We start from the raw sequence: 21,787 nt of genomic DNA, 5'->3' as shown, positions 1-21,787 counted from the left end.
AGAAGTGACATGACACGTGCAGATAGCAACAACAGAGCGCCTTCGGTTGACCTGAAGTTCGAGGTCGCCGTCATTCCGGTCTCGGACGTCGATCGCGCCAAGACCTTCTACGGTCGTCTTGGTTGGCGGCTCGATGCCGACTTTCCCGTCGGCGATACGTTTCGCGTCGTCCAGTTCACGCCGCCGGGCTCGCCGGCGTCGATCCACTTCGGCACGGGGCTGACTTCGGCCACTCCCGGCTCGGCCGATGGTCTCTATCTCGTCGCCTCGGATATCGAAGCCGCGCGTGATGAGCTCGTTGAACGCGGCGCCGAAGTGAGCGAGATCTTCCACCGCGAAGGCCCCGGAAAACCGCCAATCGCGGGGCGCGATCCGGCGCGCCGCAGCTACCGCTCCTACGCGACCTTCAGCGACCCCGATGGTAACGGCTGGCTGCTTCAGGAAGTGACCGAGCGTTTGCCCGGACGTGTCGATGGCGATGTCACGGGTTTCGCTTCGGTTGCCGATCTTGCAGCAGCACTGCGTCGCGCCGCCGCCGCGCACGGCGAGCATGAGAAACGCAATGGCGGTGAGCACGATCACAATTGGCCGGATTGGTATGCCGAATACATGGTAGCGGAGCAGGCCGGAAAGCCACTTCCCGAATAGGCTGCGGCCTTGACCGTCGCGTTTCCGCTATGGCGCAAATATGGTATAAACGACCATTCCAGACAGGGTGTTTGACATGCACCGGATCGGCTACGTCGTCTTTCCAAGGTTCCAGCTCATGGGGTTCGCGGCGGTCACCGCCTTCGAGGTTGCCAATCTGGCGCTCGGCGAACAGGCCTACGAGATCGAATTGCTGTCGGAAGGGGGCGGCGAGATCAAGTCGTCCGCCGGCTTCGGCGTCCTGACGAAAGCCTTCGACGGGACGATCTATGACACGGTCATGTTTGGCGCGGGCACCGAAATCGAACCGGTATCTCCCGGGCTGGTCGCCTTCGCACGCCACGCGCTCAAGGCCTCGCGGCGGGTGGCCGCTCCTTGCACCGGTGCCTTCATCCTGGCCGAGTCCGGATTGCTCGACGGCCGTCGAGCAACGACCCATTGGGTATTCGCGCGTCAGTTGCGGGAGCGTTTTCCTGAGGTGCGGGTCGAAGAAGATCGCATCTTCATCGTCGATGGCAGCGTGTGGACCTCAGCCGGCATGACGGCCAGCATCGATCTGGCGCTCGCGATGATCGAGAAGGATCACGGCGAAGACATCGCGCGCCAGGTCGCCCGCAAGCTGGTCGTCTATCAGCGACGCGCCGGCGGCCAATCGCAGTTTTCCGCCTTGCTCGACCTGGACCCGAAGTCGGATCGCATCCAGAAATCGGTCAACTATGCCAAGGCCAACCTGCGCAACGTGTTGTCGGTCGAGGAATTGGCGGATGCGGCAGGATTGAGTGCGCGCCAGTTCAGCCGGGCCTTCCGTTCCGAGACGGGACAATCGCCGGCGAAAGCGGTCGAGCATTTGCGCGTGGAAGCGGCGCGCCTGCTGATGGAGCAGGGGCGCCACTCGATGGACGTGATCGCCGAGGAAACCGGCTTTGCCGACAGCGACCGCATGCGTCGGGCTTTTCTGCGCACGCTCGGACAGCCACCGCAGACGATCCGGCGCAATGCGCGCGAGGGCATCGCCTGACCTTAGACGGCAGAGACCGCTACAGGATGATGTATCGCCGTGTATCCAAGGCCTGCCTTTTCTACATGCGCTTTCAATGTGAGCCGCTGAGCACACGACCGCGATACATCGGCGCTCCATATCTGATGACAGTTCAGTTCACTGGAGGCAGCCAATGTCCGACGAAATCAACCACCCGCGCCGTCGTTTCATCAGCGCAATTGCGCTCTCGCTGGCGGCGACGCAGTTCGTTTCGGCAAGCGTCGCCAAAGCGCAATCGGGAAACAGCGAGGCTGCGCGCCTGCCGGCCATCACCCCCGGAACGAACAAATCCTTTGCTGCAATCAAGCAGATCGATGCGGGTGTCTTGAACGTCGGTTATGCCGAACTTGGCGCCAGCGACGCTCCGGTCGTGATCCTGCTGCACGGCTGGCCCTATGACATCCATACCTATGTGGACGTTGCGCCGTTGCTGGCAAATGCCGGTTATCGCGTGATCGTGCCGTATCTGCGCGGCTACGGCACGACCCGCTTTCTCTCCGCCGACACACCTCGCAACGGCCAACAGGCGGCGATCGCCGCCGATATTGTCGCTCTGATGGACGCCCTCAAGATCGAGAAGGCCGTCATCGGCGGTTGCGATTGGGGTGCGAGGACCGCCAACATCATCGCCGCCCTCTGGCCCGAGCGTTGCAAGGCGATGGTTTCGGTCAGTGGCTATCTCATCGGTAGCCAGGAGGCGAACAGGAAGCCGCTGTCACCGCAGGCCGAGCTTGCCTGGTGGTACCAGTTCTACTTCGCCACCGAGCGGGGCTATGCCGGCTACAAGCAGAACCACAAGGAGTTCGCCAGGCTGATCTGGAAGCTTGCCTCGCCCAAGTGGAATTTCGACGATGCCACCTTCGACAAGAGCGCCGAGGCGCTCGAGAACCCTGACCATGTCGACATCTCGATCCACAATTACCGTTGGCGCCTCAGTCTCGCCGAGGGCGAAGCAAAGTATGACGACCTCGAAAAACAGCTCGCTGAACTCCCGACCATTACCGTCCCGACCATCACGCTGGAGGGCGACGCCAACGGCGCGCCGCATCCGGATCCTGCGGCCTATGCCAAGCGTTTCTCCGGCAAGTATGAGCATCGGCTGATCACCGCCGGCATCGGCCACAACCTGCCGCAAGAGGCGCCGTCCGCCTTCGCCGAGGCAGTCGTCGACGTCGACCGTTTCTAGTTTTCTCCCGCAGACGTGGAAGCGCTGGTTCCGGTTCGCCGGTCCCGCGTTCTTTCGCGCGCCGATGGGCGTTGGGAACGCGCCCGGCGCCATGTGGCGCGGCCCGGCCAGGGCCGCCCATCGGTGGGTAGCTGAGCGCACCGGGACGGACGGCCGCCTTCGTATCAGCGTGCATCCGTCCCTGACCTTGGCAGACTTCCACACATTTGCGCATCTCGGTGAAACATCCTTCACACCTGCGGGGCGCCATCTGTTTCTCGTCGCAAAAGGGTAATCGGGCCTGGAAGGAACACCTGTCGAAAGGCAGAACAGCATGAGCGACGAACCCGGAGTAACTCTTTGCGGTCGGCTGGTCGGCATGCTTCAACCCGGACTCTTGAAAGTGAGGCGGCAACTTGGTGGGTGATGCCAGCACACTTTTCGACGCCTGGGCTGCGGCGGAATACTTAAACCTGAACGCGAGCGGAAGCTTCTGCACGATCGGCGCGGAAACGTCGGCGTGATGAGTTGGTGGCGCAGAAGGGCCGCGCCTTGCGTATCTGTGCGGAGCTTCAAGAACGGCTGTTCGATGCACCGATAGCTGAGCGCTGCGATAGGCAGGAAGAACACAAAAGCCAGCAGGGGAAACAAAAGCGAAAGCCAAAGGATAGCGGGCCAACATAATGCATCACGGCTTTTGCAACGGGGCCGTAGTACCAAAAGTGGAGCAGGTAGATCGAATAGGAGACCGTGCCCACGAAGGAGACCGAGGCCGATAGCCGCTTAGGCAGCGTCAATTTCGATCCGTCGTAGGGGGGCGATCATCACGGCGTAGAACGCGGCCTCGGCGGCAGGAAGATAGATCCACACCGGCGACGCTTGAGTCCCATAGAAACCGCCGCCGATGTTGAACCAGTGATAGCAGGTGACGAACGCCATGGCGACCGCAATGACCACCAAGGGCCTCACGCGTCCGCCTCGGTAGAAATGCCAAGCATATATCCCGGCGACGAACTGGTCGATGTGACCGATGATTGTCCAGTAGCCGATCGGCTGGATCTCCCAGCCAGCCATGAACAGGCTTAGGCGCAAGACGATCGCCGCAAAGACCAGCATCAAAGCCGATTCCCGTCGTATGCCGACGGCGAAGAGAAGAGCAGGAAGGATCAGGTAGAAGTGCCATTCTACCGCGATGCTCCAAGCACCGTTCGGCCACCTTGGGAGGATGCTTCCAAGCGCGATCCATGCCGCAGCCTCTTGAACCGGGGTTCCGTTGGCGACCCAGATCGTTGCCTTAAGCAACAGGACGACTGCCAGCAAGGGCAGGAGGCGGACGGCCCGGTTCCGCAGGAAGTTCTTATAGATGATCTGTTTCCCGTCCAGGAGCTTGGCGAACAGGTAGCCGCTCAGCGTCATGAATAGCGAAACGCCCGTATGCCCTTCCTCAAGTAATGAGAGCAGCGGCAAAGCCGGGACGTAATCTACTGGAACTCCGGCAGCATGGATGAAGCCAAGTGAACACCATGAAGGCGGCGAACGCTCGCACGTGATCCAGCTTTTCGAAATATTGCTCTGAAGACGATTGCACTCGCCTGCCCCAACGACCCTGGCTGGAAGATAGCACGGGTCATATGGGTACGAAACTCCCGACCACTGGTAGGCCCATCGACGTCGCTGAGGGGATAGTGCGCAGGCATGAGAATCTCGCTGCCAACTGATTTTGCGCGCCAGATTCGCGGCGCAATCGCCGGAGGGCTGGCCGCGTCAGCGCCAGTCAGAGCCGCCGGCACCGCTATCGTCTTGCAGCGTTTCAAGAACCACACTCATTTCTCCGAGTGCAATTGTTTGAGACATGGCGATGTCCAGTAGCGCGTCCCTGAACCGGCTCCGCTGTGAGGCCTCGCGTCGCTGAAACCCTTCAAATTGAACTGTGCGAAGATCACTCTTCGGACGCGGCACGATCGGTAGCCTCCTGCATCACCTCGCATGAATGGCGCACCTGGCGCGACTGTCGTAGCAGATGGGACCCCAACTCTGCGGCTGCAGCGATATCGGCGAAGAGCAGGCCCGCCTCAGCCAGGGTGCCATCGTCAATCGCGTCTGTTTCGTTCGGGTCGAAATCACCAAGCAGTTCCAGAAGCGCTTCGATCCTTTGGCGTTGCCCGCCGGCCGCGGCGAGCAGGTTCCGCTCGATCCGCTCTCGCTCGAGCCTTTCGAGGTCGCGCAGCGCCTTGCCCACGCGGTCTCGGCATTCGCAGTCGATTGCGCTGCTCAGGACCGCACCATGCATGCGCCCAATCGCGCCGCTGATCTCCTCCTTGGTTTGGGCCAATGTCATCGCAGGGTCCGCTGTTCGCATTGCATTTGTTCCATGTCCAAGGTTGCGTGGCGGCACTTCCGCCTCTGGGCAAGCTCGATCCGGCACTCTCGGCGTCGAGCCTAAGAGCAAGTGGGGCCGGGTTCTTTGAACTAGCGCAAAGACGGACAGTTTTTCGCTGCCAAGACGCCTGGTCAGGCAGCGGGCACGAGCGGGGGAATGGCCCTCGTCCTGATGTTTTGGGAAGATCGTGCAGCGCGCCCGGAGGGGCGGGTCCTGCAGACGCCGGATAGGTCATCGTCGCGGCGATGGATATCGTTGCTTGCGATACAGCAGACGGGGAGGGGACTCAGGGGAAGGATAATCCGGGAGTGTCTCGACCAGATTCGAGCTTAGGCCCGGCCGCTCGCGCGGCCGGGCAGGCGAGGATTGGGAACGCACGATCGCGCCATTGGGCCTCGCCTCATTTGTCACGGTTTCGTGCTCGCCGGGTTTACTACGAGCCGAGCACGGACGTGATCGCGTCAGAGGCTGCTTTCACGACGATGTCTGCCTCTTCGCTTGTGAGGCAGAGTGGTGGTGCGAAGCCGAGGATATCTCCTTGCGGCATGGCGCGGCCGATGACGCCGCGTTCGAGAAGGGCTGCCGCGACCTGCGGGCCGACCTTCTTTGCCGGGTCGAAAAAGATCCGGTCGTCCTTGTCCTCGACGAACTCGATCGCGGCCATCAATCCGTCGCCGCGCACCTCGCCCACATGCTTGTGGCCGCCAAGCGCTTTCGTCAGTTCGGAGCGGAAATAAGCACCCGTGCCGCCAGCATTCTCAACGAGCCCCAACTCATCGATCAGCTCGAGATTGGCAACGCCCGCGGCCGCGCAGATCGGATGGGCGGAATAGGTCCAGCCGTGGCCGATTGCGCCCAGCTCGTCGGAGCCTTGGACCAGCACCTGCCACACCTTGTCCGAGACGATCGTACCCGAAAGCGGCGCGTACGCCGAAGTGAGACCCTTGGCAATGGTGATGAGATCGGGCCGCATGCCGTAGTGGTCGGAGCCGAACATCGTGCCGAGCCGGCCGAAGCCGGTGACGACCTCGTCAGCGACGAGCAGGATGTCGTATTTTTCGAGCACGGCCTGGATCTTCTGCCAGTAGCCCTTCGGTGGCGGCACGATGCCGCCAGTGCCAAGGATCGGCTCTCCGATGAAGGCGGCGATCGTCTCCGGGCCTTCGGCCAGGATCATCTCTTCGAGTTTGTCGGCGCAATCCTGCGAGAACTGCTCTTCATCCATCGAGCGGTCCGGGCGGCGGAAGAAATAGGGCGCTTCGGTGTGCAGGATCGGCGCACGCGGCAGGTCGAAAGCGTTGTGGAAGAGATGGAGGCCGGTCAGCGAACCGGTCATGACGCCGGAGCCGTGGTAGCCGCGCCAGCGCGAGATGATCTTCTTCTTCTCCGGCCGGCCGAGGATGTTGTTGTAGTACCAGATCAGCTTGATGTTGGTCTCGTTGGCATCCGAGCCAGAGAGACCGAAATAGACGCGGCTCATGCCCTCAGGCGCACGGTCGATGATCATCTTGGCAAGCGTGATCGAGGCTTCCGTGCCGTGGCCGACATAGGCGTGATAATAGGCGAGGTTCTTGGCCTGCGCGGCAATCGCATCGGCGATCTCTTGACGGCCGTAGCCGACGTTGACGCAATAGAGGCCGGCAAAGGCGTCGAGGCTCGTCCTGCCGTTCGTGTCGGTGATATAGACCCCTTCACCGCCGCCGATAACACGGGTCGGCGTCTCGCCGCGGGCATGCATGCCCATATGCGTGGATGGGTGGAAGAAGTGATCGCGGTCCCAGGCCGTGAGTTCGTTGCTTCTGTCGAGCATGGTCTTTCCTTTCGCGTATGGATGTGGCGCCCGGGCTCAGGCGGCCGTGTCGATGCAGAGATATTTGAGTTCGGTGAAGGCCTCGATGCCGTGGCGCGAGCCTTCGCGGCCGAGACCCGACTGTTTCCAGCCGCCGAAGGGGACTGGCGCGCCGGTGATCTTCACGCGATTGATCGCGACCATTCCGTATTCGAGCGCTTGGCCAAGGCGAAACTGGCGTGCGCCGTTCTCGGTCACGACATAGGCGACGAGGCCGTAGTCGGTGTCGTTGGCGCGGGCGATCACTTCGTCCTCGCTGTCGAAGGCGGTGATGGCGGCAACCGGGCCAAAGGTCTCTTCACGCATGATCAGCGCATCGTCGGGTACATCAGTCAAAAGCGTCGGCTCGTAGAAGAGCGTGCCTGTCCGGTGGCGCTTGCCGCCGGTCAGGAGTTTTGCGCCGCGCTTCACCGCATCGGCGACCTGTTCTTCGACCTTCGCGATGGCGCGCTCGTGCATCAGCGGGCCGATCTCGACACCCGGCTCAAGGCCTGAAGCAACCTTCAGCGCTTCGACGCGCGCCTTGAAGGCCGCCGTGAAGTCCGCGAGTGCGGAACGCTCGACATAGATGCGGTTCGCCGCAAGGCAGTCCTGACCGGACGTCGCGAATTTTGCGGCGATTGCCATGTCGACGGCCTTCCCGATGTCGGTATCGGCAAAGACGATCAGCGGCGCATGGCCGCCGAGTTCCATGATCAGCCGCTTCATGGTCGATGCACACTGGCTCGCAATCAGCTTGCCGATTTCCGTCGACCCGGTGAAGCTCATGGCGCGAATGCGCGGATCGGCATTCATGCGCCTGACGATCGTGGCGGCGTCTCCCGTCACCACGTTGAAGACACCGGCTGGAATGCCGGCTCGTTCGCCGAGTTCGGCAAGGGCGAGTGCTGAAAGCGGTGTTTCGCTGGAGGGATGGGCAACGACGGTGCAGCCGGCAGCAAGTGCGGCCGCCGCTTTCCGGGTGATCATGGCGGAGGGAAAATTCCACGGCGTCACGATGCCGACCACGCCGAGGGCCTCGCGGCGGATGATCATCTCGGCTCCGGGAAGGTGGCTGGTGACGCCTTCGGCGTTAAGCCGTTTTCCTTCTTCGGCATACCACTCGATGAACGACGCCGCGTAGTCGATCTCGCCGCGGGATTCGGCAAGCGGCTTGCCCTGTTCCAGCGTCATCAAGAGCGCAAGGTCCTCGCGGGCTTCCAGCATCAGGGCATGCCATCTGCGAAGGATCTGGGCGCGCTGTTGCGGCAGCATGCTGCGCCAGGCGCCAAGCGCATCGGCGGCGGCCGAGATGGCCTCTCCGGTCTGCTCGGCATCGAGGGCCGCGACCCAGGCGAGTGTTGCCGAGGACGCAGGATCGGTAACCTTGAAGCTCGCGCCTTCACGACCGGCGATCCAGCGGCCCCCGACATAGGAAAGCTCCCGTAAGAGGTGCGGGTCGGCAAGGCGGCTGAGGGCGTCGTGAAAGGTTGTGCGGGCAAATACGGCGGTCATGGCGGCCTCCTCTTGTTGTGTAAAGGAAGTCTGCCAGAGCAACGGCGACAGATTGTCTATAGCCAGGGTGGTCGGCAGAGACTTGAGCCAAAGACAGGTGCGGTCGTAGACAATCTCTCTATTCAGAGGCGGGAAGCAGCGTCTCGAGCGGCAGTACGGTCTCCTCCTTCACCGTCTTGGTGACGATGTAGGTGAAGTAACGGTCGATGCCGAGTTCGCGGTCGAGCAGGCTGTCGACGAGGCGCTGATAGGCGTCGATGTCGGGCGCCATGATCTTCAGGATGTAATCGACGCCGCCGCCGACCGACCAGCAAGCGACGATCTCAGGCGTTGCCGCGACCGCCCGCTCGAATCGTTCGAAATCCGCCTGCCGATGGTTGGCGAGCGTCACCTCCATCATCACGCTGGCGACCGGTGCGACGCGCCGCACGGCGACGCGGGCATGATAGCCCGTCACGATGCCCGCCTTTTCCAGCTTTCGCAGGCGCAGCCAGCAAGGGGTTGGTGAAAGGCCCGCCTTTTCCGCCAGTGCCAGCTTGGTAATTCGCCCGTTCTGCTGAATCGCTTCGAGGATGCGCAGGTCAATGGCGTCGAGTTTCATTCCGGCGCCCTCCGGGCGAAGATCACGTCAAAGTGGAGAAAAAGACAATGGGAAGGCATTTTGGCGTTGTCAATTGAACTGATTTTGCGCACTGTTAAAATCATGACAAATTGGCGACCCGACATATCCCAATTGCGCCGGCCGGCCTATCTCTCCCTTGCCGAGCAGATCGCCCGCGCCATCCAGGAAGGCCATTTGCCGAACGGGACGCGCCTTCCGCCGCATCGAAAGCTTGCCGACGACCTGAAGCTTTCCGTGCAAACCGTCAGTCGCGCCTATGACGAGCTTATTCGGCGCGGGCTCATTTCCGGCGAGATCGGGCGCGGTTCCTTCGTTCAGACAAGGCCGAAGGAACCCGAGCCGCCCTATTTGCCCGAGCGGCTCGGCGAGCTGGTCGATCTCTCGATCCTTAAGCCCGTCTGCGAGCAGCTCCACCTGGAGCGCATGCGGGGGGCCTTCGGGTGGCTGGCGGAAAACCTGCCCTCGAGTTCGGCGCTCTCCTTCCGGCCGAACATGGTCTTCCCGCGCCATCGCAATGTCGCGGCCGACTGGCTGGCGCGCTGCGGCCTCGATATTTCACCGCTCAACATCAGCCTCACGAACGGTGCCACCTCGGGCATGACGGTCGCGCTGATGAGCGTTGCGCCGCCCGGTTCCACCGTTGCGACGGAGGCGATCAGCCATCACACGCTCGTTCCGCTGTCCACCTATCTCGGCCTCCACCTCGAAGGTTTGCCGATCGACCGCGAAGGGATGGTTCCTGAGGCGCTTGACGAGGCCTGCCGCAAGGGTGTCATCCGTGCCGTATTTCTCCAGCCTTCGGTGATCAATCCGACCGCGGCGCTGATGAGTGCCGAGCGTCGGCAGGCGCTCGCGGAGGTCGCGCGGCGCCACGATATCGCGATCATCGAGAACGACATTCTGGGGCCCTTGGTGGAGGGGCGGGCACCGCCGATCGCGGCTTATGCGCCGGAGCGCACTCTCTACGTCACGAGCTTCACTAAGATCACGGTGCCGGGCCTGCGCATCGGCTATCTTGCTGCGCCGGACCGCTACGTCGCGGCCGTCGCCAACCGACACCTCGTCTCCAACTGGATGGCGACGCCCTCGATCGCGGAGATTGCGACGCTGTGGGTCAGCGACGGCACGGCAATGGAGCTCGTCAACTGGCAACGCCGGGCGCTCGCCGTTCGCCATGCCATTGCGGAGGAGGCCCTTGCGGGCCTGCCTCACTGTTCCCACCCGCAGAGCCTGCATGTCTGGTTGCCGCTGCCGGAAGGGCATACGGAAGAAGGTTTCGTTTCTCAGGCACGTCTGCGCGGCGTTGCGATCGCGCCTGGCTCTTCTTTCCGCACCGCGGACCAGGGCTGGCATCCGGCGGTGCGCATTTCGCTCGGCTCGACGACCGAGCAGGAACTGCGTACTGGCCTCGGCATTCTCGCCTCTTTGGCCAGCGGAAACCCGGAGGCGCTGCTGCTCGCGATCTGAGGAAGATGCCTGCCAATTGGGCAGTACAACAATAATTGTACTGATATTATTATTCGGATTGACATGATTTTGATTGCCGCGCATCGTTGCTCCATCACTTGTCTCAACAGGGAGAGACATGCATGGTCGCGCCGATCATCCGCATCGACAACATCACCAAGCGCTACGGTCCCTTGACCGTACTCGACGGTCTGTCGATGGAGGTGCTGCCAGGCGAAAAGCTGGCGCTCATCGGCCCTTCCGGCTCCGGCAAGACGACGATCCTGCGCATTCTCATGACGCTGGAGGCGATCAGCGGCGGCCATATCGAGGTCGATGGCGACCAGCTCTATCACATACCGAAGAATGGCAGCCTCGCGCCCGCCGACGACCGCCATCTTCACAGGATGCGCGAGAAGATTGGCATGGTCTTCCAGCACTTCAATCTCTTCCCGCACAAATGCGTTCTCGACAATGTCACGTTGGCTCCGATGTTGACGAAAGGCGTGGCAAGGGCGGCGGCCGAGAAACGGGCGATGGAACTTCTCGACATGGTGGGCATGGCCGACAAGGCGAAGAGCATGCCCGCGCAACTCTCCGGCGGACAGAAGCAGCGCGTTGCCATTGCCCGTGCGCTCGCGCTCTCGCCAAAGATCATGCTGTTCGACGAGGTCACCTCCGCGCTCGACCCGGAACTGGTCGAAGAAGTGCTGAACGTCATGCGCAAGCTCGCCGTCGAGACCGACATGACCATGCTGCTCGTCACGCATGAGATGGGCTTCGCCCATGATTTTGCCGACCGCATCCTCTTCTTTGATCGCGGCAAGATCGTCGAGGAAGGCAAGCCGGACGAGATTTTCCGCAATCCCAAGCAGGAGCGCACGCAGACCTTCCTGCGCAAGATCATCGCGGCAGGGCACCGCGTCTGAGTGGTTTCGCCACCCGGAAACAATGCTCCAAACAACAACAGGGACAGCGAGAGGAGTTCGGAACAATGAGCATGAGGACCTTTTTGACCATGACCGCCGGCGCGGGCGTCCTGACGGCGATTGTCGCCGCGGCGCCCGCTTCGGCCGACGACAGCAAGCTTGAGGAACTGCGGGAACAGGGGTTCGCCCGTGTCGCGATCGCGAACGAACCGCCCTTCACGGCGGTCGCCGCCGATGGCAAGGTTTCAGGTGCTGCACCTGATGTGGCGCGTGAGGTCTTCAAGCACCTCGGCGTCAACGACATCGTTGCCTCGATCTCGGAATATGGCGCGATGATCCCGGGTCTTCAGGCCGGCCGGCACGATGTCATCACCGCCGGCCTCTTCATGAAGCCGGAACGTTGCGCCGCCGTCGCCTATTCCGAGCCGATCCTCTGTGACGCCGAGGCCTTCGCGCTGAAGAAGGGCAACCCGCTCAAGCTCAAGAGCTACAAGGATATCGCCGACAATCCGGATGCCAAGATCGGGGCGCCCGGTGGCGGTACGGAAGAGAAGCTCGCGCTTGAAGCCGGCGTGCCGCGCGAACGCGTCATTGTCGTGCCGGATGGCCAGAGCGGACTGAAGATGCTGCAGGATGGCCGTATCGACGTCTATTCGCTGCCGGTGCTTTCGATCAACGATCTCGTCGCCAAGGCGAACGATCCCGGTGTCGAAGTCGTGGCGCCGGTCGAAGGCGCGCCGGTTTATTGCGACGGCGCGGCCTTCAAGAAGGGTGACGAAGCGCTGCGCGACGCCTTCGACGTGGAACTCGCCAAGCTCAAGAAGTCGGGCGAGTTCGCCAAGATCATCGAACCCTATGGCTTCTCGGCTGCGGCCGCGATGTCAACGACACGCGAGAAGCTCTGCGCCGCCAAGTAAGCGCCGCAGCAATCCGACCTCTCCCCAGTTCGGGGAGAGGCAGCCATCTCCTTGCTATATGGAAGAACGATGACCGATTGGCCCGGTTACATAGGACTGATCCTGCAGGGTGCGCTCGTGACGCTTGAGCTCACCGTGCTCGGCTCCGTGCTCGCTCTCGTCATGGCGTTCGTCGCCGGCCTCGGGCGCGTCAGCCGCTTCCTGGCGGTTCGCGCGCTCGCTACCACCTATATCGAATTTTTCCGCGGTACTTCGATCTTCGTCCAGCTTTTCTGGGTCTATTTCGTCCTGCCTTTCGCCGGAGTCACGCTGTCGCCGCTTCAAGCGGGTGTCCTGGCGCTGGGGCTGAATGTCGGTGCCTATGGGGCCGAAGTCGTACGCGGCGCCGTCAAGGCGATCGGCCGTGAGCAGCGCGAAGCCTGCATTGCCCTCAATCTCTCGCGTTATCAGTCGATGCGTTACGTCATTCTTCCGCAGGCCCTGCCGCTGATGCTTCCGACCTTCTGCAACAATGCGATCGAACTTTTGAAGGGCACGGCCGTCGTCTCGCTGATTTCGCTGACCGACATGACCTTCCAGGCGCAGGTGGTGCGCGCCCAGACCGGCAGCACGCTCGTTCCTTTCGCAACGATCCTCGTGCTCTACTTCCTGATGGCGCTTGCCATCTCCCACGGCATGCGCTGGCTGGAACGCCGGGTTACACGCGGCCTCGATGGCGTGAGGACCTGACGATGGAATGGGACTGGAACTTCGTCTGGGAAATCATGCCGACCCTTATCGAGGGCCTGAAGATCACCATTCTGGCCACCGTGTTCGGTGCGGCGCTCGCCGCCGCCATCGGCCTCGTCTTTGCCATCCTGCGCATGACTGCGCCAAAGCCGATCGCCCGCGCCACGGCTTTCGTCGTGGAGTTCATTCGCGGCACGCCGCTGCTCGTGCAGCTTTATTTCATCTTCTATGTGCTGCCGGACATCGGCATTCGGCTGCCGGCATTGCTCGCCGGCATCATCGGGCTCGGGCTGCACTACGGCACCTATGCGGCGGAGGTCTACCGCGCCGGCATCGAGAACGTGCCGCGCGGTCAATGGGAAGCGGCGAAGGCGACGAACCTCACGGGACGCCAGACCTGGATCCACGTCATCCTGCCGCAGGCGATCCCGCCAATGATCCCGGCGCTCGCCAACTATCTCATCGCCATGTTCAAGGAGACGCCGTTGCTCTCGGCCATCACCGTGCTCGAACTGATGAATCAGGCGAAAAGCGTCGCCAACAGCAGCTATCGCTATATCGAGCCGATGACGCTGGTCGGTGTGTTTTTTCTGATTATGAGCCTGATCTCCGTCGTCTTCCTGCGCTGGCTGGAGGACCGTTACGCCCGGGTGGAGGAACACTGATGCAGACGCTCGACCTTAAGCTCGCCGCGCGAGCGCCGAAATTGGACGATCGCCCGCTTGACAAACGCGTCGGCCTGATCGCCCTTGCGACCGATCACACGACGGAAGTGGACTTCCAGCGGATGGTGGCGAACGAGCGGATCGGCGTCTACGCGACCCGCATCCCCTACGCCAACCCGGTGACGCCGGCAAACCTCCGCGCCATGCAGCCCTCGCTGACATCGGCGGCTGCGTTGATCCTGCCGGACGAACCTCTCGACGTCGTCATGTATTCCTGCACCTCCGCCTCCGTCGTCATAGGCGACGCGGAGGTGCGGGCGGCCATCCGGGCCGCCAAGCCCACCGCCTCCGTCGTCACGCCGACGGCTGCTGCTGCCTCGGGCCTCAGGGCCCTCGGCGCGAAGCGGATTGCGGTGCTGACGCCCTACACGATCGAAACCAGCAAGCCGATGGCCGATTATTTCCTGGCGCTCGGCTTCGACCTCGCCCGCTTCACCTGCCTTGGCCTCACCGACGATCGGGAGATGGCACGCATTTCCCCGGAGGAAATCGTTGCCTTCGCGAAGGAAGCGACTGCGCCCGATAGCGACGCACTCTTCATCTCCTGCACGGCGGTTCGCGCGGCGGGGGTGGCAGCCGAAATCGAGGCTGCGATCGGCAAGCCGGTCGTCACCAGCAACCTTGCCACCGCCTGGGCCTGCCTGCGCCTTTGCGGCGACGAGACGGTGCGACCGGAGCGCGGCCGCCTGATGACGCTTGCCTATTCGGACCGGTGACCCATGTCGAACCTTCCCGTGACATTGGCGGATATCGAACAGGCGGCCCGGCGTATCAAGGGCCGGGTTCTGCATACGCCCTTCGTGCCTTCCTCTTCGCTTTCCGAACGCTGTGGCGTGCCTGTCGGCCTCAAGCTCGAACACCATCAGACGACGGGTAGTTTCAAGCTGCGCGGCGCGACGAACGCGGTGCTTTCGCTGACGCCGGAAGAGCGGGCGAGGGGCGTCGTCGCCGCTTCGACAGGCAATCACGGCCGGGCGCTTGCCCATGCCGCCAAGTCGGAAGGCGCGGTCGCGATGATCTGCATGTCGCGGCTCGTGCCTGACAACAAGGTTTCGGAAATCCGCCGGCTTGGCGCGAATGTCCGCATCGTCGGCAAATCGCAGGACGAGGCGCAGGTCGAGGTCGACCGGCTGGTGGCCGAAGACGGCCTCGTCATGGTGCCGCCCTTCGACGATCGAGCCGTCGTGGCGGGGCAGGGCACGCTCGGCCTGGAGATCGTTGAGGCAATGCCGGATGTGGCAACGGTTCTTGTGCCGCTCTCCGGCGGTGGGCTTGCGGCCGGTGTTGCTGCGGCGGTGAAAGGACGTTTGCCGAAAACCCGCGTCATCGGTCTCACCATGGAGCGCGGCGCGGCGATGAAGGCCAGCCTCGATGCCAGGCGGCCGGTGCAGGTCGAGGAAGTGGCAAGCCTTGCCGATTCGCTGGGCGGCGGCATCGGCCTTGACAATGCCGTGACCTTTAAGATGTGCCGCGCTCTGCTGGACGGGGTGATCCTGCTTTCGGAAGACGAGATCGCGGCCGGCATGCGGCACGCCTATGCCGAGGAGCGCGAGGTGATCGAGGGGGCCGGGGCCGTCGGCATCGCGGCGCTGCTTTCCGACCGGCTCGGCCGACTGGACGGGCCGGTGGCGGTGATCCTCTCCGGTCGCAATGTGGACATGGACCTGCACCGGCGGGTCATCAATGGGAGTGCCGATGCGTTGCAGGAGACAGCGGCATGACGACGATGAAAATTCTCACCGAGGCGGAACTCCGGCGCATCGTCCCGCTCGATCTTGAAGCCATTGTCTGTGTGGAGGAAGCGTTCCACGCGCTCGCCACCAAGGCAGTCGCCATGCCGCCGATCCTCAGGCTCGACATGCCCGAAGCGCGCGGCGAAGTGGATGTGAAGACCGCCTATGTGCCGGGCCTCGACGGTTTTGCCATCAAGATCAGCCCCGGCTTCTTCGACAATCCGAAGATCGGCCTGCCGAGCACCAACGGCCTGATGGTGCTGCTTTCGACGAAGACCGGCCTGGTACAGGCCGTGCTGCTCGACAATGGCTATCTGACGGATGTGCGCACCGCGGCCGCCGGGGCGGTCGCGGCTCGGCATCTCGCGCGCCCGGATGCCGCGGTTGCTGCCATCTTCGGCGCCGGCATGCAGGCCCGGCTTCAGCTCGAAGCCTTACGGCTGGTGCGGCCGATCCGCGAGGCCCGCATCTGGGCGAGGGACGCAGCAAAGGCCGAAGCCGCGGCAACGGAGCTGGCGAGGAGCCTCGGTTTTCCCGTTCGCACAGTAGTCGATGGCAGGGCAGCGGTCGATGGCGCCGACATCGTCGTTACCACGACCCCTTCGGAAACACCGGTGCTCAAGGCCGAATGGCTCCAGCCTGGCCAGCATGTCACGGCCATGGGTTCGGATGCTGAGCACAAGAATGAGATCGAGCCCGCCGTGATTGCCGGCGCCGGCCTCTATGTCGCCGATAGCCTCAAGCAGACGCGCAAGCTCGGCGAACTGCATCATGCCATAGAGGCGGGCCTTGTGAAGGACAGCGCGATCTTCCCCGAACTCGGCGAGATCATCGCCGGGCGTAAGCCGGGCCGCAGCGGCCCCGATGAGATCACCGTGGCGGACCTTACCGGCACGGGCATTCAGGATACGGCCATCGCAACACTTGCTGCCGCCCGCGCGGCAACGGCGGGCGCCGGCACGATCTTCGAGAGTTGAGACCGGCTTTTCGCCGGGTATAGAGGAAAAACCGATGAAACAAGCGAACCTGAAGTTCTCACTTCCGGAGTATGAAGCGCGTCTTCAAAAAACGCGCATTGCCATGGAAGCCAAGGGTATCGACGTGTTGATCGTCAGCGATCCGTCGAACATGAACTGGCTGACCGGCTATGACGGCTGGTCCTTCTACGTGCACCAATGCGTCGTCGTTCCGCCGACGGGCGAACCGATCTGGTACGGCCGCGGGCAGGATGCCAACGGCGCCAAATTCACCGCCTATCTGAAGCACGAGAACATCATCGGTTATCCGGACCACTACGTGCAGTCCACCGAGCGCCATCCGATGGACTATCTCTCGGCCAAACTCGCCGAGCGTGGCCTCGACAAGCTGACGATCGGCGTGGAGATGGACAATTACTGGTTTTCCGCCGCCGCCTTCGCCTCGCTCACGAAACACCTGCCGAATGCCCGCTTCGTCGACGCGACCGCGCTTGTCAACTGGCAGCGCGCGGTCAAGAGCGAGGCGGAAATCCGCTACATGCGCAATGCCGCGAAGATCGTCGAGAAAATGCATGAGCGCATCTTCGACAAGATCGAGGTCGGCATGCGCAAGTGCGACCTCGTCGCGGAAATCTACGATGCCGGGACGCGTGGCGTGGACGGCATCGGCGGCGACTATCCGGCGATCGTGCCGCTCTTGCCCTCGGGCGTAGAGGCCTCCGCGCCGCACCTGACCTGGGACGATCGACCGATGAAATCCGGCGAGGGCACCTTTTTCGAGATCGCCGGCTGTTACCACCGTTACCATGTGCCGCTCTCACGCACCGTCTTCCTAGGCAAGCCGACACAAGCTTTCCTCGACGCCGAAAAGGCAACGCTCGAAGGCATGGAAGCGGGCCTCGAGAAGGCGCGGCCCGGCAATACCTGCGAGGATATCGCCAACGCCTTCTTCGCCGTGCTCAAGAAATACGGCATCGTGAAGGATAACCGCACGGGGTACGGTATCGGCGTTTCCTATCCGCCGGATTGGGGCGAGCGCACGATGAGCCTGCGTCCCGGCGACCGGAGCGAACTGAAGCCGGGCATGACCTTCCACTTCATGACGGGGCTCTGGCTCGAGGACATGGGTTTCGAGACGACGGAAAGCATCTTGATTACCGGGACCGGCGTCGAGTGCCTCGCCAATGTGCCGCGCAAGCTTCTCGTGAAGGATTGAGCCATGCGGGACCTCACACTTCGTCCTTCGCCGATCAGCTCCACGGTCGATTTTTTGGCCGAAGGCGTACAGCACGGTTTTCTGCGTCTGCCGTACAGTCACGACGATTCCGCTTGGGGCTCGGTGATGATCCCGGTCACGGTCGTCAAGAATGGGAAGGGCCCAACGGCCCTTCTCACCGGCGGCAACCATGGCGACGAATATGAGGGGCCGATCGCGCTTTTCGATCTCGCCCGCACATTGAAGGCCGAGGACGTGACAGGCCGGGTCATCATCGTGCCGGCGATGAACTATCCGGCCTTTCTCGCCGGCACGCGCACCTCGCCGATCGACAAGGGCAATATGAACCGCAGCTTTCCGGGTGCGCCGGACGGCACAGTCACCCAGAAGATTGCCGACTATTTCCAGCGCACCCTGCTGCCGCTCGCCGACATCGTGCTCGACTTCCATTCGGGCGGCAAGACGCTCGATTTCCTGCCCTTCTGCGCCGCCCATATCCTGCCCGACAAGGCGCAAGAGGCAAAAGCCTTCGACCTCGTCAGCGCCTTCGGCGCCCCGTGGTCGATGAAGATGCTGGAGATCGACGCCGTCGGCATGTACGACACGGCAGCGGAGGAGATGGGCAAGATCTTCGTCACCACAGAGCTTGGCGGAGGGGGGACGGCCACGGCCAAAAGCGCTCGCATCGCCAAGACAGGCGTTTCGAACGTGTTGAGGGCGGCCGGTATCCTCAAGGGGGCTGTCGAAAGTGCAAGGACCACCTGGCTCGACATGCCGGATGAAAACTGCTTTTCCTTCGCCGAGGACGCCGGCCTCATCGAACCGCTCTTCGATCTCGGCAATCAGGTGAAGAAGGGGGAGGTTGTCGCCCGTATCTATCCCATCGGCCGCACGGGCGTTCGACCACTGGACGTCGAGGCGAAGATGGATGGCATCCTCGCGGCCCGTCACTTCCCCGGGCTCGTCAAGGCCGGCGATTGCGTCAGCGTGCTTGCCGTCGAGACATGAGGACGGAAGCGCACCTACTGGTCCTTGCAGGTGCCGTCCATCGGCGGACCCGTCGACGGAAGCGGGTCCGCGTTAGCTGCCCTTGCGGGTGATGCCGGACGAGGGGTGCGCCTTCAGCCGTCAGTCGTGGATGGCCATCTGCAGTTCGGCCTGACGGCCGAGGGACGTCATCCAATCGCTGAACTCCGGGCGGCTCTTGATCTGGCGGCCGTAATGGCGGCCGAGTGCAGTGGTGAGCTCGCCCGCGCGCCCGAGCAGTTCATCGGCAAAGACGATCATCTGGGAGTTCGGCCAGGCCTGGGGGCGGATTGCGGCGAGGCGGGCAAAGAGCTTTTCACCGGACTCCTCCGGATTTGCCTGCGCCATCAGGGTCAGCATGGCTGCCGTCGAGCGTGATACGCCCATGTGGCAATGAACCAGCACATGGCTGGCGGCTTCCCGATCTTCACGCATCAGGAAATCTGTACCGAAGCGAAGGATGGCTTCCACATGGTCCGGGCGAGGCATCACCCGGTTTGGCGCCGCCTCAATGATATCGTGGAAGCGCAAGATCGTGCGGTAATGCTCACCGTAGGCGTCGAAAGCTTCCAGCTCCGGGAGTTCCGGGTCGACGATCGACAGAACATGGGTCACGTTTCGGCTGCTCTGACCCGGTAGTTCCTCGATACCGCAAACGGTCAGCATTGGAGAAAGGATCGTTTCCATGTCCATATCCTAGCATCGGTTTCATGAAGCGTCTGCCTCGCATTTGCGTGCGAGCAGGACAAAGAGCACGTCGAGCATCACAGACATCGGGGGCGTCGGCATGATGAGGGATGGGTCGGCGCGTGGCAGGCGTTGAGATTGATGTTTCCATCGGCGAGGGAGGCGACGACGAAGCCGCCAGGGAAGATGGAAACTATACGTGCGCCGGCCTTCTTGGCAATCTCGATATTCGAAATGTACGAAAGCTACATCAGTTTTTCGCCACCTAGCCGGCTCGGCGAAAACCCACGTTCAAGGCGAATTACTCGCCTGCAACGATAAGGCCGGGCACTGCGGTCCAAAGTGCCTCGAAACCAGCCTTTTGCCGCGCTTTTGCGTCGGTGATGAGGTGGGCCATCTCGCGCGTCTCGCAGAAGACCGAACGGCTGACCACCCCGATCTTGGAGTGGTCGGCAAGGATGATCGTCCGGCCGGCGTTGCGGACCATCGCACGCGCAATCTCCGCGCCATGCAGGAAGTAGTTCATCGCGCCCATCGTGGCATCGACGCCCCAAGGGGCGAGCAGTGCGACATCCGCCCGATACCTTTGGATGTCGTTGATCGTCGCCTCGCCGTAGGTTTCCAACGGATCCTGCTTCACGTTGCCGGCAAGCAGGATGACGCGCGTGCCACGTGAAAGTTCGCCCGACCGCTCGGTCAGTTGGCTTGCGACGTCAATGGAATTGGTGAGGATGGTGAGATTGGTAAGCCCGGTCGGCCCGGCAAGCGCCTCGGCCATCGTCGAGCTTGTCGAGCCGGCATCCATGAAGACCGTCAGGCCGCTTTCGAGGAAGCTCAACGCCGCCGCGCAAATTGCCCGTTTCTCCTGGAGCCGCTGGGTTATGCGGACGCCAAAGGTCGTGTCCTCGCGCGCAACAGGTACAGCCCCGCCGCGCACCCTGCGCAACTCCCCGGCCAGTTCCATTTCCATGAAGTCACGGCGGATCGTTTCGCGCGACACGCCGAAATCCTCGACGATGCGATCGATCGACACCTGGCCGTAGGCCGCAAGCAGTGAACGGATTTTCTGTTGGCGCTCTTCTTGCCACATCGTCCTATCTCCCTTTGCGCAAGCTAGATACGCGATGCCTCGTATTGCCACAAGCGCCATGCAGGTTGTCGCACAAAAACACATAATGCCACTAAAAACACATATTGCCACAAGCGCCGATCGCATGTAGGTAGGAGAAACAAAGGCCAGAAACGGCTGGAGAAAACCCTTCAATCGGTCGGAAGCATTGTCCGGCAACGAGCTCGCACATGCTGCGGGAGCGATGTCGGCTGCCAAGAACCGGGAAAGTGTCGATGCGAGAATGAGCAGCACCCCCCTCATAGAAGGCCAGTATGTGGCATTCGCTGCCGAATTGGCGGATGTCGCCCGTGCCGTGCTCAGGGAAAATGGCGCGGTTCGCTTCGATGCCTCGGTGAAGCCGGATCGCAGCCTGGTGACAGCGATGGACATGCTGATCGAGGATCGGCTTCGCAGCATGATTACCACGCGCTACCCCGCGCATGGCATAATCGGCGAGGAGCGGGAGTGGGTCCGCCCGGGCAGCGAGTACGTATGGGTGCTCGATCCGATCGACGGTACGACGGCCTTCATTGCCGGAATGCCCGTCTATGGCACCCTGATCGCGCTCGCCGTCGCCGGTATACCGCGCATCGGCATCATCGATATTCCGGCGATCGATTCGCGCTGGATCGGCGCCGACGGCCGGCAGACGACGCGCAACGGCGCGCCTGTCAGCGTGCGGAACTGTCCGTCGCTGGCCCAGGCAATCATGACGAACAGCAACCAGGACTATCTGGCTGCGCATGAGCGCCCTGCTCTCGACCGACTGCGTTCCGTCACCAGCGCCCGCGTCTACGGGGGGGCGAGCCTGAACTACGGTCTGCTCGCCGACGGGAGGACCGATCTTGCACTCGATGGTGGCCAGAAGGTTTTCGATTTTGCGCCATTCCGGCCGATTGTCGAGGGGGCGGGCGGCATCGTCACCGACTGGTTCGGCGAACCGCTGACACTCGAAAGCTCGGGGCAACTATTGGGGGCGGGTGACGCGCGCATTCACCGGCAGGCGCTCGAAATCATCGCAGATCTCAGACCCGCCGCAGACCTGTTGGCCGGCCCGCGGGACTGAGGCGACGCGATCATAAAAAAGAAGGGGG

Annotated in this window: 21 protein-coding genes; 14 read left to right on the top strand and 7 right to left on the bottom strand. The window is 62.6% G+C overall.

The annotated features are described in order from the left end of the window. Positions 1-9 precede the first annotated feature (9 nt). From AC0C6X_RS05825 to AC0C6X_RS05815, 3 genes are all read left to right on the top strand, one after another. On the top strand, positions 10-648 hold the full coding sequence (locus tag AC0C6X_RS05825; protein WP_472952197.1) for a VOC family protein: 639 nt from the start codon (positions 10-12) through the stop codon (positions 646-648). Positions 649-724: 76 nt separating this feature from the next. Next, positions 725-1,666 (top strand): GlxA family transcriptional regulator, encoded by a 942-nt coding sequence (locus AC0C6X_RS05820; RefSeq protein ID WP_173518515.1) that lies wholly within the window; start codon positions 725-727, stop codon positions 1,664-1,666. A 154-nt stretch (positions 1,667-1,820) separates the two neighbouring features. Further along, positions 1,821-2,873 carry an alpha/beta fold hydrolase gene (locus AC0C6X_RS05815; RefSeq protein ID WP_173518514.1) on the top strand — a complete coding sequence of 351 codons (1,053 nt, stop codon included), beginning with the start codon at positions 1,821-1,823 and terminating at the stop codon, positions 2,871-2,873. A gap of 762 nt (positions 2,874-3,635) precedes the next feature. Here AC0C6X_RS05815 and AC0C6X_RS05810 read toward each other — a convergent pair. The 5 genes from AC0C6X_RS05810 to AC0C6X_RS05790 form a co-directional block, all read right to left on the bottom strand. After that, positions 3,636-4,358, bottom strand: coding sequence for an acyltransferase family protein (locus AC0C6X_RS05810; protein ID WP_376741712.1), 723 nt, complete (start codon positions 4,356-4,358; stop codon positions 3,636-3,638). A gap of 433 nt (positions 4,359-4,791) precedes the next feature. Beyond that, the gene (locus AC0C6X_RS05805) at positions 4,792-5,190 is read right to left on the bottom strand and encodes a hypothetical protein (RefSeq protein ID WP_246304485.1); all 399 of its coding nucleotides are present in this window, start codon (positions 5,188-5,190) and stop codon (positions 4,792-4,794) included. Between the two features lie 475 nt (positions 5,191-5,665). Continuing rightward, on the bottom strand, positions 5,666-7,042 hold the full coding sequence (locus AC0C6X_RS05800) for an aminotransferase (protein WP_472952196.1): 1,377 nt from the start codon (positions 7,040-7,042) through the stop codon (positions 5,666-5,668). 36 nt (positions 7,043-7,078) lie between these two features. After that, positions 7,079-8,575 (bottom strand): NAD-dependent succinate-semialdehyde dehydrogenase, encoded by a 1,497-nt coding sequence (locus AC0C6X_RS05795; protein ID WP_472952195.1) that lies wholly within the window; start codon positions 8,573-8,575, stop codon positions 7,079-7,081. A 118-nt stretch (positions 8,576-8,693) separates the two neighbouring features. After that, positions 8,694-9,176, bottom strand: a complete 483-nt coding sequence (locus AC0C6X_RS05790) for an Lrp/AsnC family transcriptional regulator (protein ID WP_173518509.1) — start codon at positions 9,174-9,176, stop codon at positions 8,694-8,696. A 102-nt stretch (positions 9,177-9,278) separates the two neighbouring features. Between AC0C6X_RS05790 and ehuR the strand changes: the two genes are divergently transcribed. The 10 genes from ehuR (at position 9,279) to doeB (ending at position 18,877) form a co-directional block, all read left to right on the top strand. Beyond that, positions 9,279-10,664, top strand: a complete 1,386-nt coding sequence (ehuR, locus tag AC0C6X_RS05785; protein ID WP_173518508.1) for a MocR-like ectoine utilization transcription factor EhuR — start codon at positions 9,279-9,281, stop codon at positions 10,662-10,664. A 122-nt stretch (positions 10,665-10,786) separates the two neighbouring features. Beyond that, positions 10,787-11,572, top strand: a complete 786-nt coding sequence (ehuA, locus tag AC0C6X_RS05780) for an ectoine/hydroxyectoine ABC transporter ATP-binding protein EhuA (protein ID WP_173518507.1) — start codon at positions 10,787-10,789, stop codon at positions 11,570-11,572. Between the two features lie 71 nt (positions 11,573-11,643). After that, positions 11,644-12,489 carry an ectoine/hydroxyectoine ABC transporter substrate-binding protein EhuB gene (ehuB, locus tag AC0C6X_RS05775; RefSeq protein ID WP_376741711.1) on the top strand — a complete coding sequence of 282 codons (846 nt, stop codon included), beginning with the start codon at positions 11,644-11,646 and terminating at the stop codon, positions 12,487-12,489. Positions 12,490-12,558: 69 nt separating this feature from the next. Then, positions 12,559-13,218 (top strand): ectoine/hydroxyectoine ABC transporter permease subunit EhuC, encoded by a 660-nt coding sequence (gene ehuC / locus AC0C6X_RS05770; protein WP_247959678.1) that lies wholly within the window; start codon positions 12,559-12,561, stop codon positions 13,216-13,218. Between the two features lie 2 nt (positions 13,219-13,220). Further along, positions 13,221-13,883, top strand: coding sequence for an ectoine/hydroxyectoine ABC transporter permease subunit EhuD (gene ehuD, locus AC0C6X_RS05765; protein ID WP_173518504.1), 663 nt, complete (start codon positions 13,221-13,223; stop codon positions 13,881-13,883). After that, positions 13,883-14,659: an ectoine utilization protein EutA gene (gene eutA / locus AC0C6X_RS05760; RefSeq protein WP_472952193.1), complete on the top strand. Its 777-nt coding sequence runs from the start codon at positions 13,883-13,885 to the stop codon at positions 14,657-14,659. The genes ehuD and eutA overlap by 1 nt, the downstream gene beginning before the upstream one ends. Before the next feature lie 3 nt (positions 14,660-14,662). Further along, the gene (gene eutB, locus AC0C6X_RS05755) at positions 14,663-15,664 is read left to right on the top strand and encodes a hydroxyectoine utilization dehydratase EutB (protein ID WP_472952192.1); all 1,002 of its coding nucleotides are present in this window, start codon (positions 14,663-14,665) and stop codon (positions 15,662-15,664) included. After that, positions 15,661-16,653 (top strand): ectoine utilization protein EutC, encoded by a 993-nt coding sequence (gene eutC, locus AC0C6X_RS05750; protein WP_472952191.1) that lies wholly within the window; start codon positions 15,661-15,663, stop codon positions 16,651-16,653. Before eutB ends, eutC begins: the two co-directional genes overlap by 4 nt. Positions 16,654-16,687: 34 nt before the next feature. Continuing rightward, positions 16,688-17,869 (top strand): ectoine hydrolase DoeA, encoded by a 1,182-nt coding sequence (gene doeA / locus AC0C6X_RS05745; RefSeq protein WP_173518500.1) that lies wholly within the window; start codon positions 16,688-16,690, stop codon positions 17,867-17,869. A 3-nt stretch (positions 17,870-17,872) separates the two neighbouring features. Beyond that, positions 17,873-18,877, top strand: a complete 1,005-nt coding sequence (gene doeB / locus AC0C6X_RS05740) for a N(2)-acetyl-L-2,4-diaminobutanoate deacetylase DoeB (RefSeq protein WP_472952190.1) — start codon at positions 17,873-17,875, stop codon at positions 18,875-18,877. Between the two features lie 120 nt (positions 18,878-18,997). Here doeB and AC0C6X_RS05735 read toward each other — a convergent pair whose 3' ends face one another. After that, positions 18,998-19,582 carry a tyrosine phosphatase family protein gene (locus tag AC0C6X_RS05735; RefSeq protein ID WP_173518498.1) on the bottom strand — a complete coding sequence of 195 codons (585 nt, stop codon included), beginning with the start codon at positions 19,580-19,582 and terminating at the stop codon, positions 18,998-19,000. A gap of 301 nt (positions 19,583-19,883) precedes the next feature. Further along, entirely contained in the window at positions 19,884-20,672 is a 789-nt protein-coding gene (locus tag AC0C6X_RS05730; RefSeq protein ID WP_173518497.1) for a DeoR/GlpR family DNA-binding transcription regulator, read from the bottom strand. Between the two features lie 262 nt (positions 20,673-20,934). Between AC0C6X_RS05730 and AC0C6X_RS05725 the strand changes: the two genes are divergently transcribed. Beyond that, positions 20,935-21,759 carry an inositol monophosphatase family protein gene (locus AC0C6X_RS05725; protein WP_210266611.1) on the top strand — a complete coding sequence of 275 codons (825 nt, stop codon included), beginning with the start codon at positions 20,935-20,937 and terminating at the stop codon, positions 21,757-21,759. The last annotated feature ends 28 nt before the right edge of the window (positions 21,760-21,787 follow it).

Source organism: Ensifer sp. VA4 (assembly GCF_055710065.1).
Note: the sequence above shows the minus strand (reverse complement) of the source record. Positions and strands in the feature narration are given on the sequence as shown.

What these genes read in the sequence shown, in the direction of transcription:
- AC0C6X_RS05825 (WP_472952197.1), top strand. Translation starts at nt 10, where the DNA reads ATGACACGTGCAGATAGCAACAACAGAGCGCCTTCGGTTGACCTGAAG.
- AC0C6X_RS05820 (WP_173518515.1), top strand. Translation starts at nt 725, where the DNA reads ATGCACCGGATCGGCTACGTCGTCTTTCCAAGGTTCCAGCTCATGGGG.
- AC0C6X_RS05815 (WP_173518514.1), top strand. Translation starts at nt 1,821, where the DNA reads ATGTCCGACGAAATCAACCACCCGCGCCGTCGTTTCATCAGCGCAATT.
- AC0C6X_RS05805 (WP_246304485.1), bottom strand. Translation starts at nt 5,190, where the DNA reads ATGACATTGGCCCAAACCAAGGAGGAGATCAGCGGCGCGATTGGGCGC.
- AC0C6X_RS05800 (WP_472952196.1), bottom strand. Translation starts at nt 7,042, where the DNA reads ATGCTCGACAGAAGCAACGAACTCACGGCCTGGGACCGCGATCACTTC.
- AC0C6X_RS05795 (WP_472952195.1), bottom strand. Translation starts at nt 8,575, where the DNA reads ATGACCGCCGTATTTGCCCGCACAACCTTTCACGACGCCCTCAGCCGC.
- AC0C6X_RS05790 (WP_173518509.1), bottom strand. Translation starts at nt 9,176, where the DNA reads ATGAAACTCGACGCCATTGACCTGCGCATCCTCGAAGCGATTCAGCAG.
- ehuR (WP_173518508.1), top strand. Translation starts at nt 9,279, where the DNA reads ATGACAAATTGGCGACCCGACATATCCCAATTGCGCCGGCCGGCCTAT.
- ehuA (WP_173518507.1), top strand. Translation starts at nt 10,787, where the DNA reads ATGGTCGCGCCGATCATCCGCATCGACAACATCACCAAGCGCTACGGT.
- ehuB (WP_376741711.1), top strand. Translation starts at nt 11,644, where the DNA reads ATGAGGACCTTTTTGACCATGACCGCCGGCGCGGGCGTCCTGACGGCG.
- ehuC (WP_247959678.1), top strand. Translation starts at nt 12,559, where the DNA reads ATGACCGATTGGCCCGGTTACATAGGACTGATCCTGCAGGGTGCGCTC.
- ehuD (WP_173518504.1), top strand. Translation starts at nt 13,221, where the DNA reads ATGGAATGGGACTGGAACTTCGTCTGGGAAATCATGCCGACCCTTATC.
- eutA (WP_472952193.1), top strand. Translation starts at nt 13,883, where the DNA reads ATGCAGACGCTCGACCTTAAGCTCGCCGCGCGAGCGCCGAAATTGGAC.
- eutB (WP_472952192.1), top strand. Translation starts at nt 14,663, where the DNA reads ATGTCGAACCTTCCCGTGACATTGGCGGATATCGAACAGGCGGCCCGG.
- eutC (WP_472952191.1), top strand. Translation starts at nt 15,661, where the DNA reads ATGACGACGATGAAAATTCTCACCGAGGCGGAACTCCGGCGCATCGTC.
- doeA (WP_173518500.1), top strand. Translation starts at nt 16,688, where the DNA reads ATGAAACAAGCGAACCTGAAGTTCTCACTTCCGGAGTATGAAGCGCGT.
- doeB (WP_472952190.1), top strand. Translation starts at nt 17,873, where the DNA reads ATGCGGGACCTCACACTTCGTCCTTCGCCGATCAGCTCCACGGTCGAT.
- AC0C6X_RS05735 (WP_173518498.1), bottom strand. Translation starts at nt 19,582, where the DNA reads ATGGAAACGATCCTTTCTCCAATGCTGACCGTTTGCGGTATCGAGGAA.
- AC0C6X_RS05730 (WP_173518497.1), bottom strand. Translation starts at nt 20,672, where the DNA reads ATGTGGCAAGAAGAGCGCCAACAGAAAATCCGTTCACTGCTTGCGGCC.
- AC0C6X_RS05725 (WP_210266611.1), top strand. Translation starts at nt 20,935, where the DNA reads ATGAGCAGCACCCCCCTCATAGAAGGCCAGTATGTGGCATTCGCTGCC.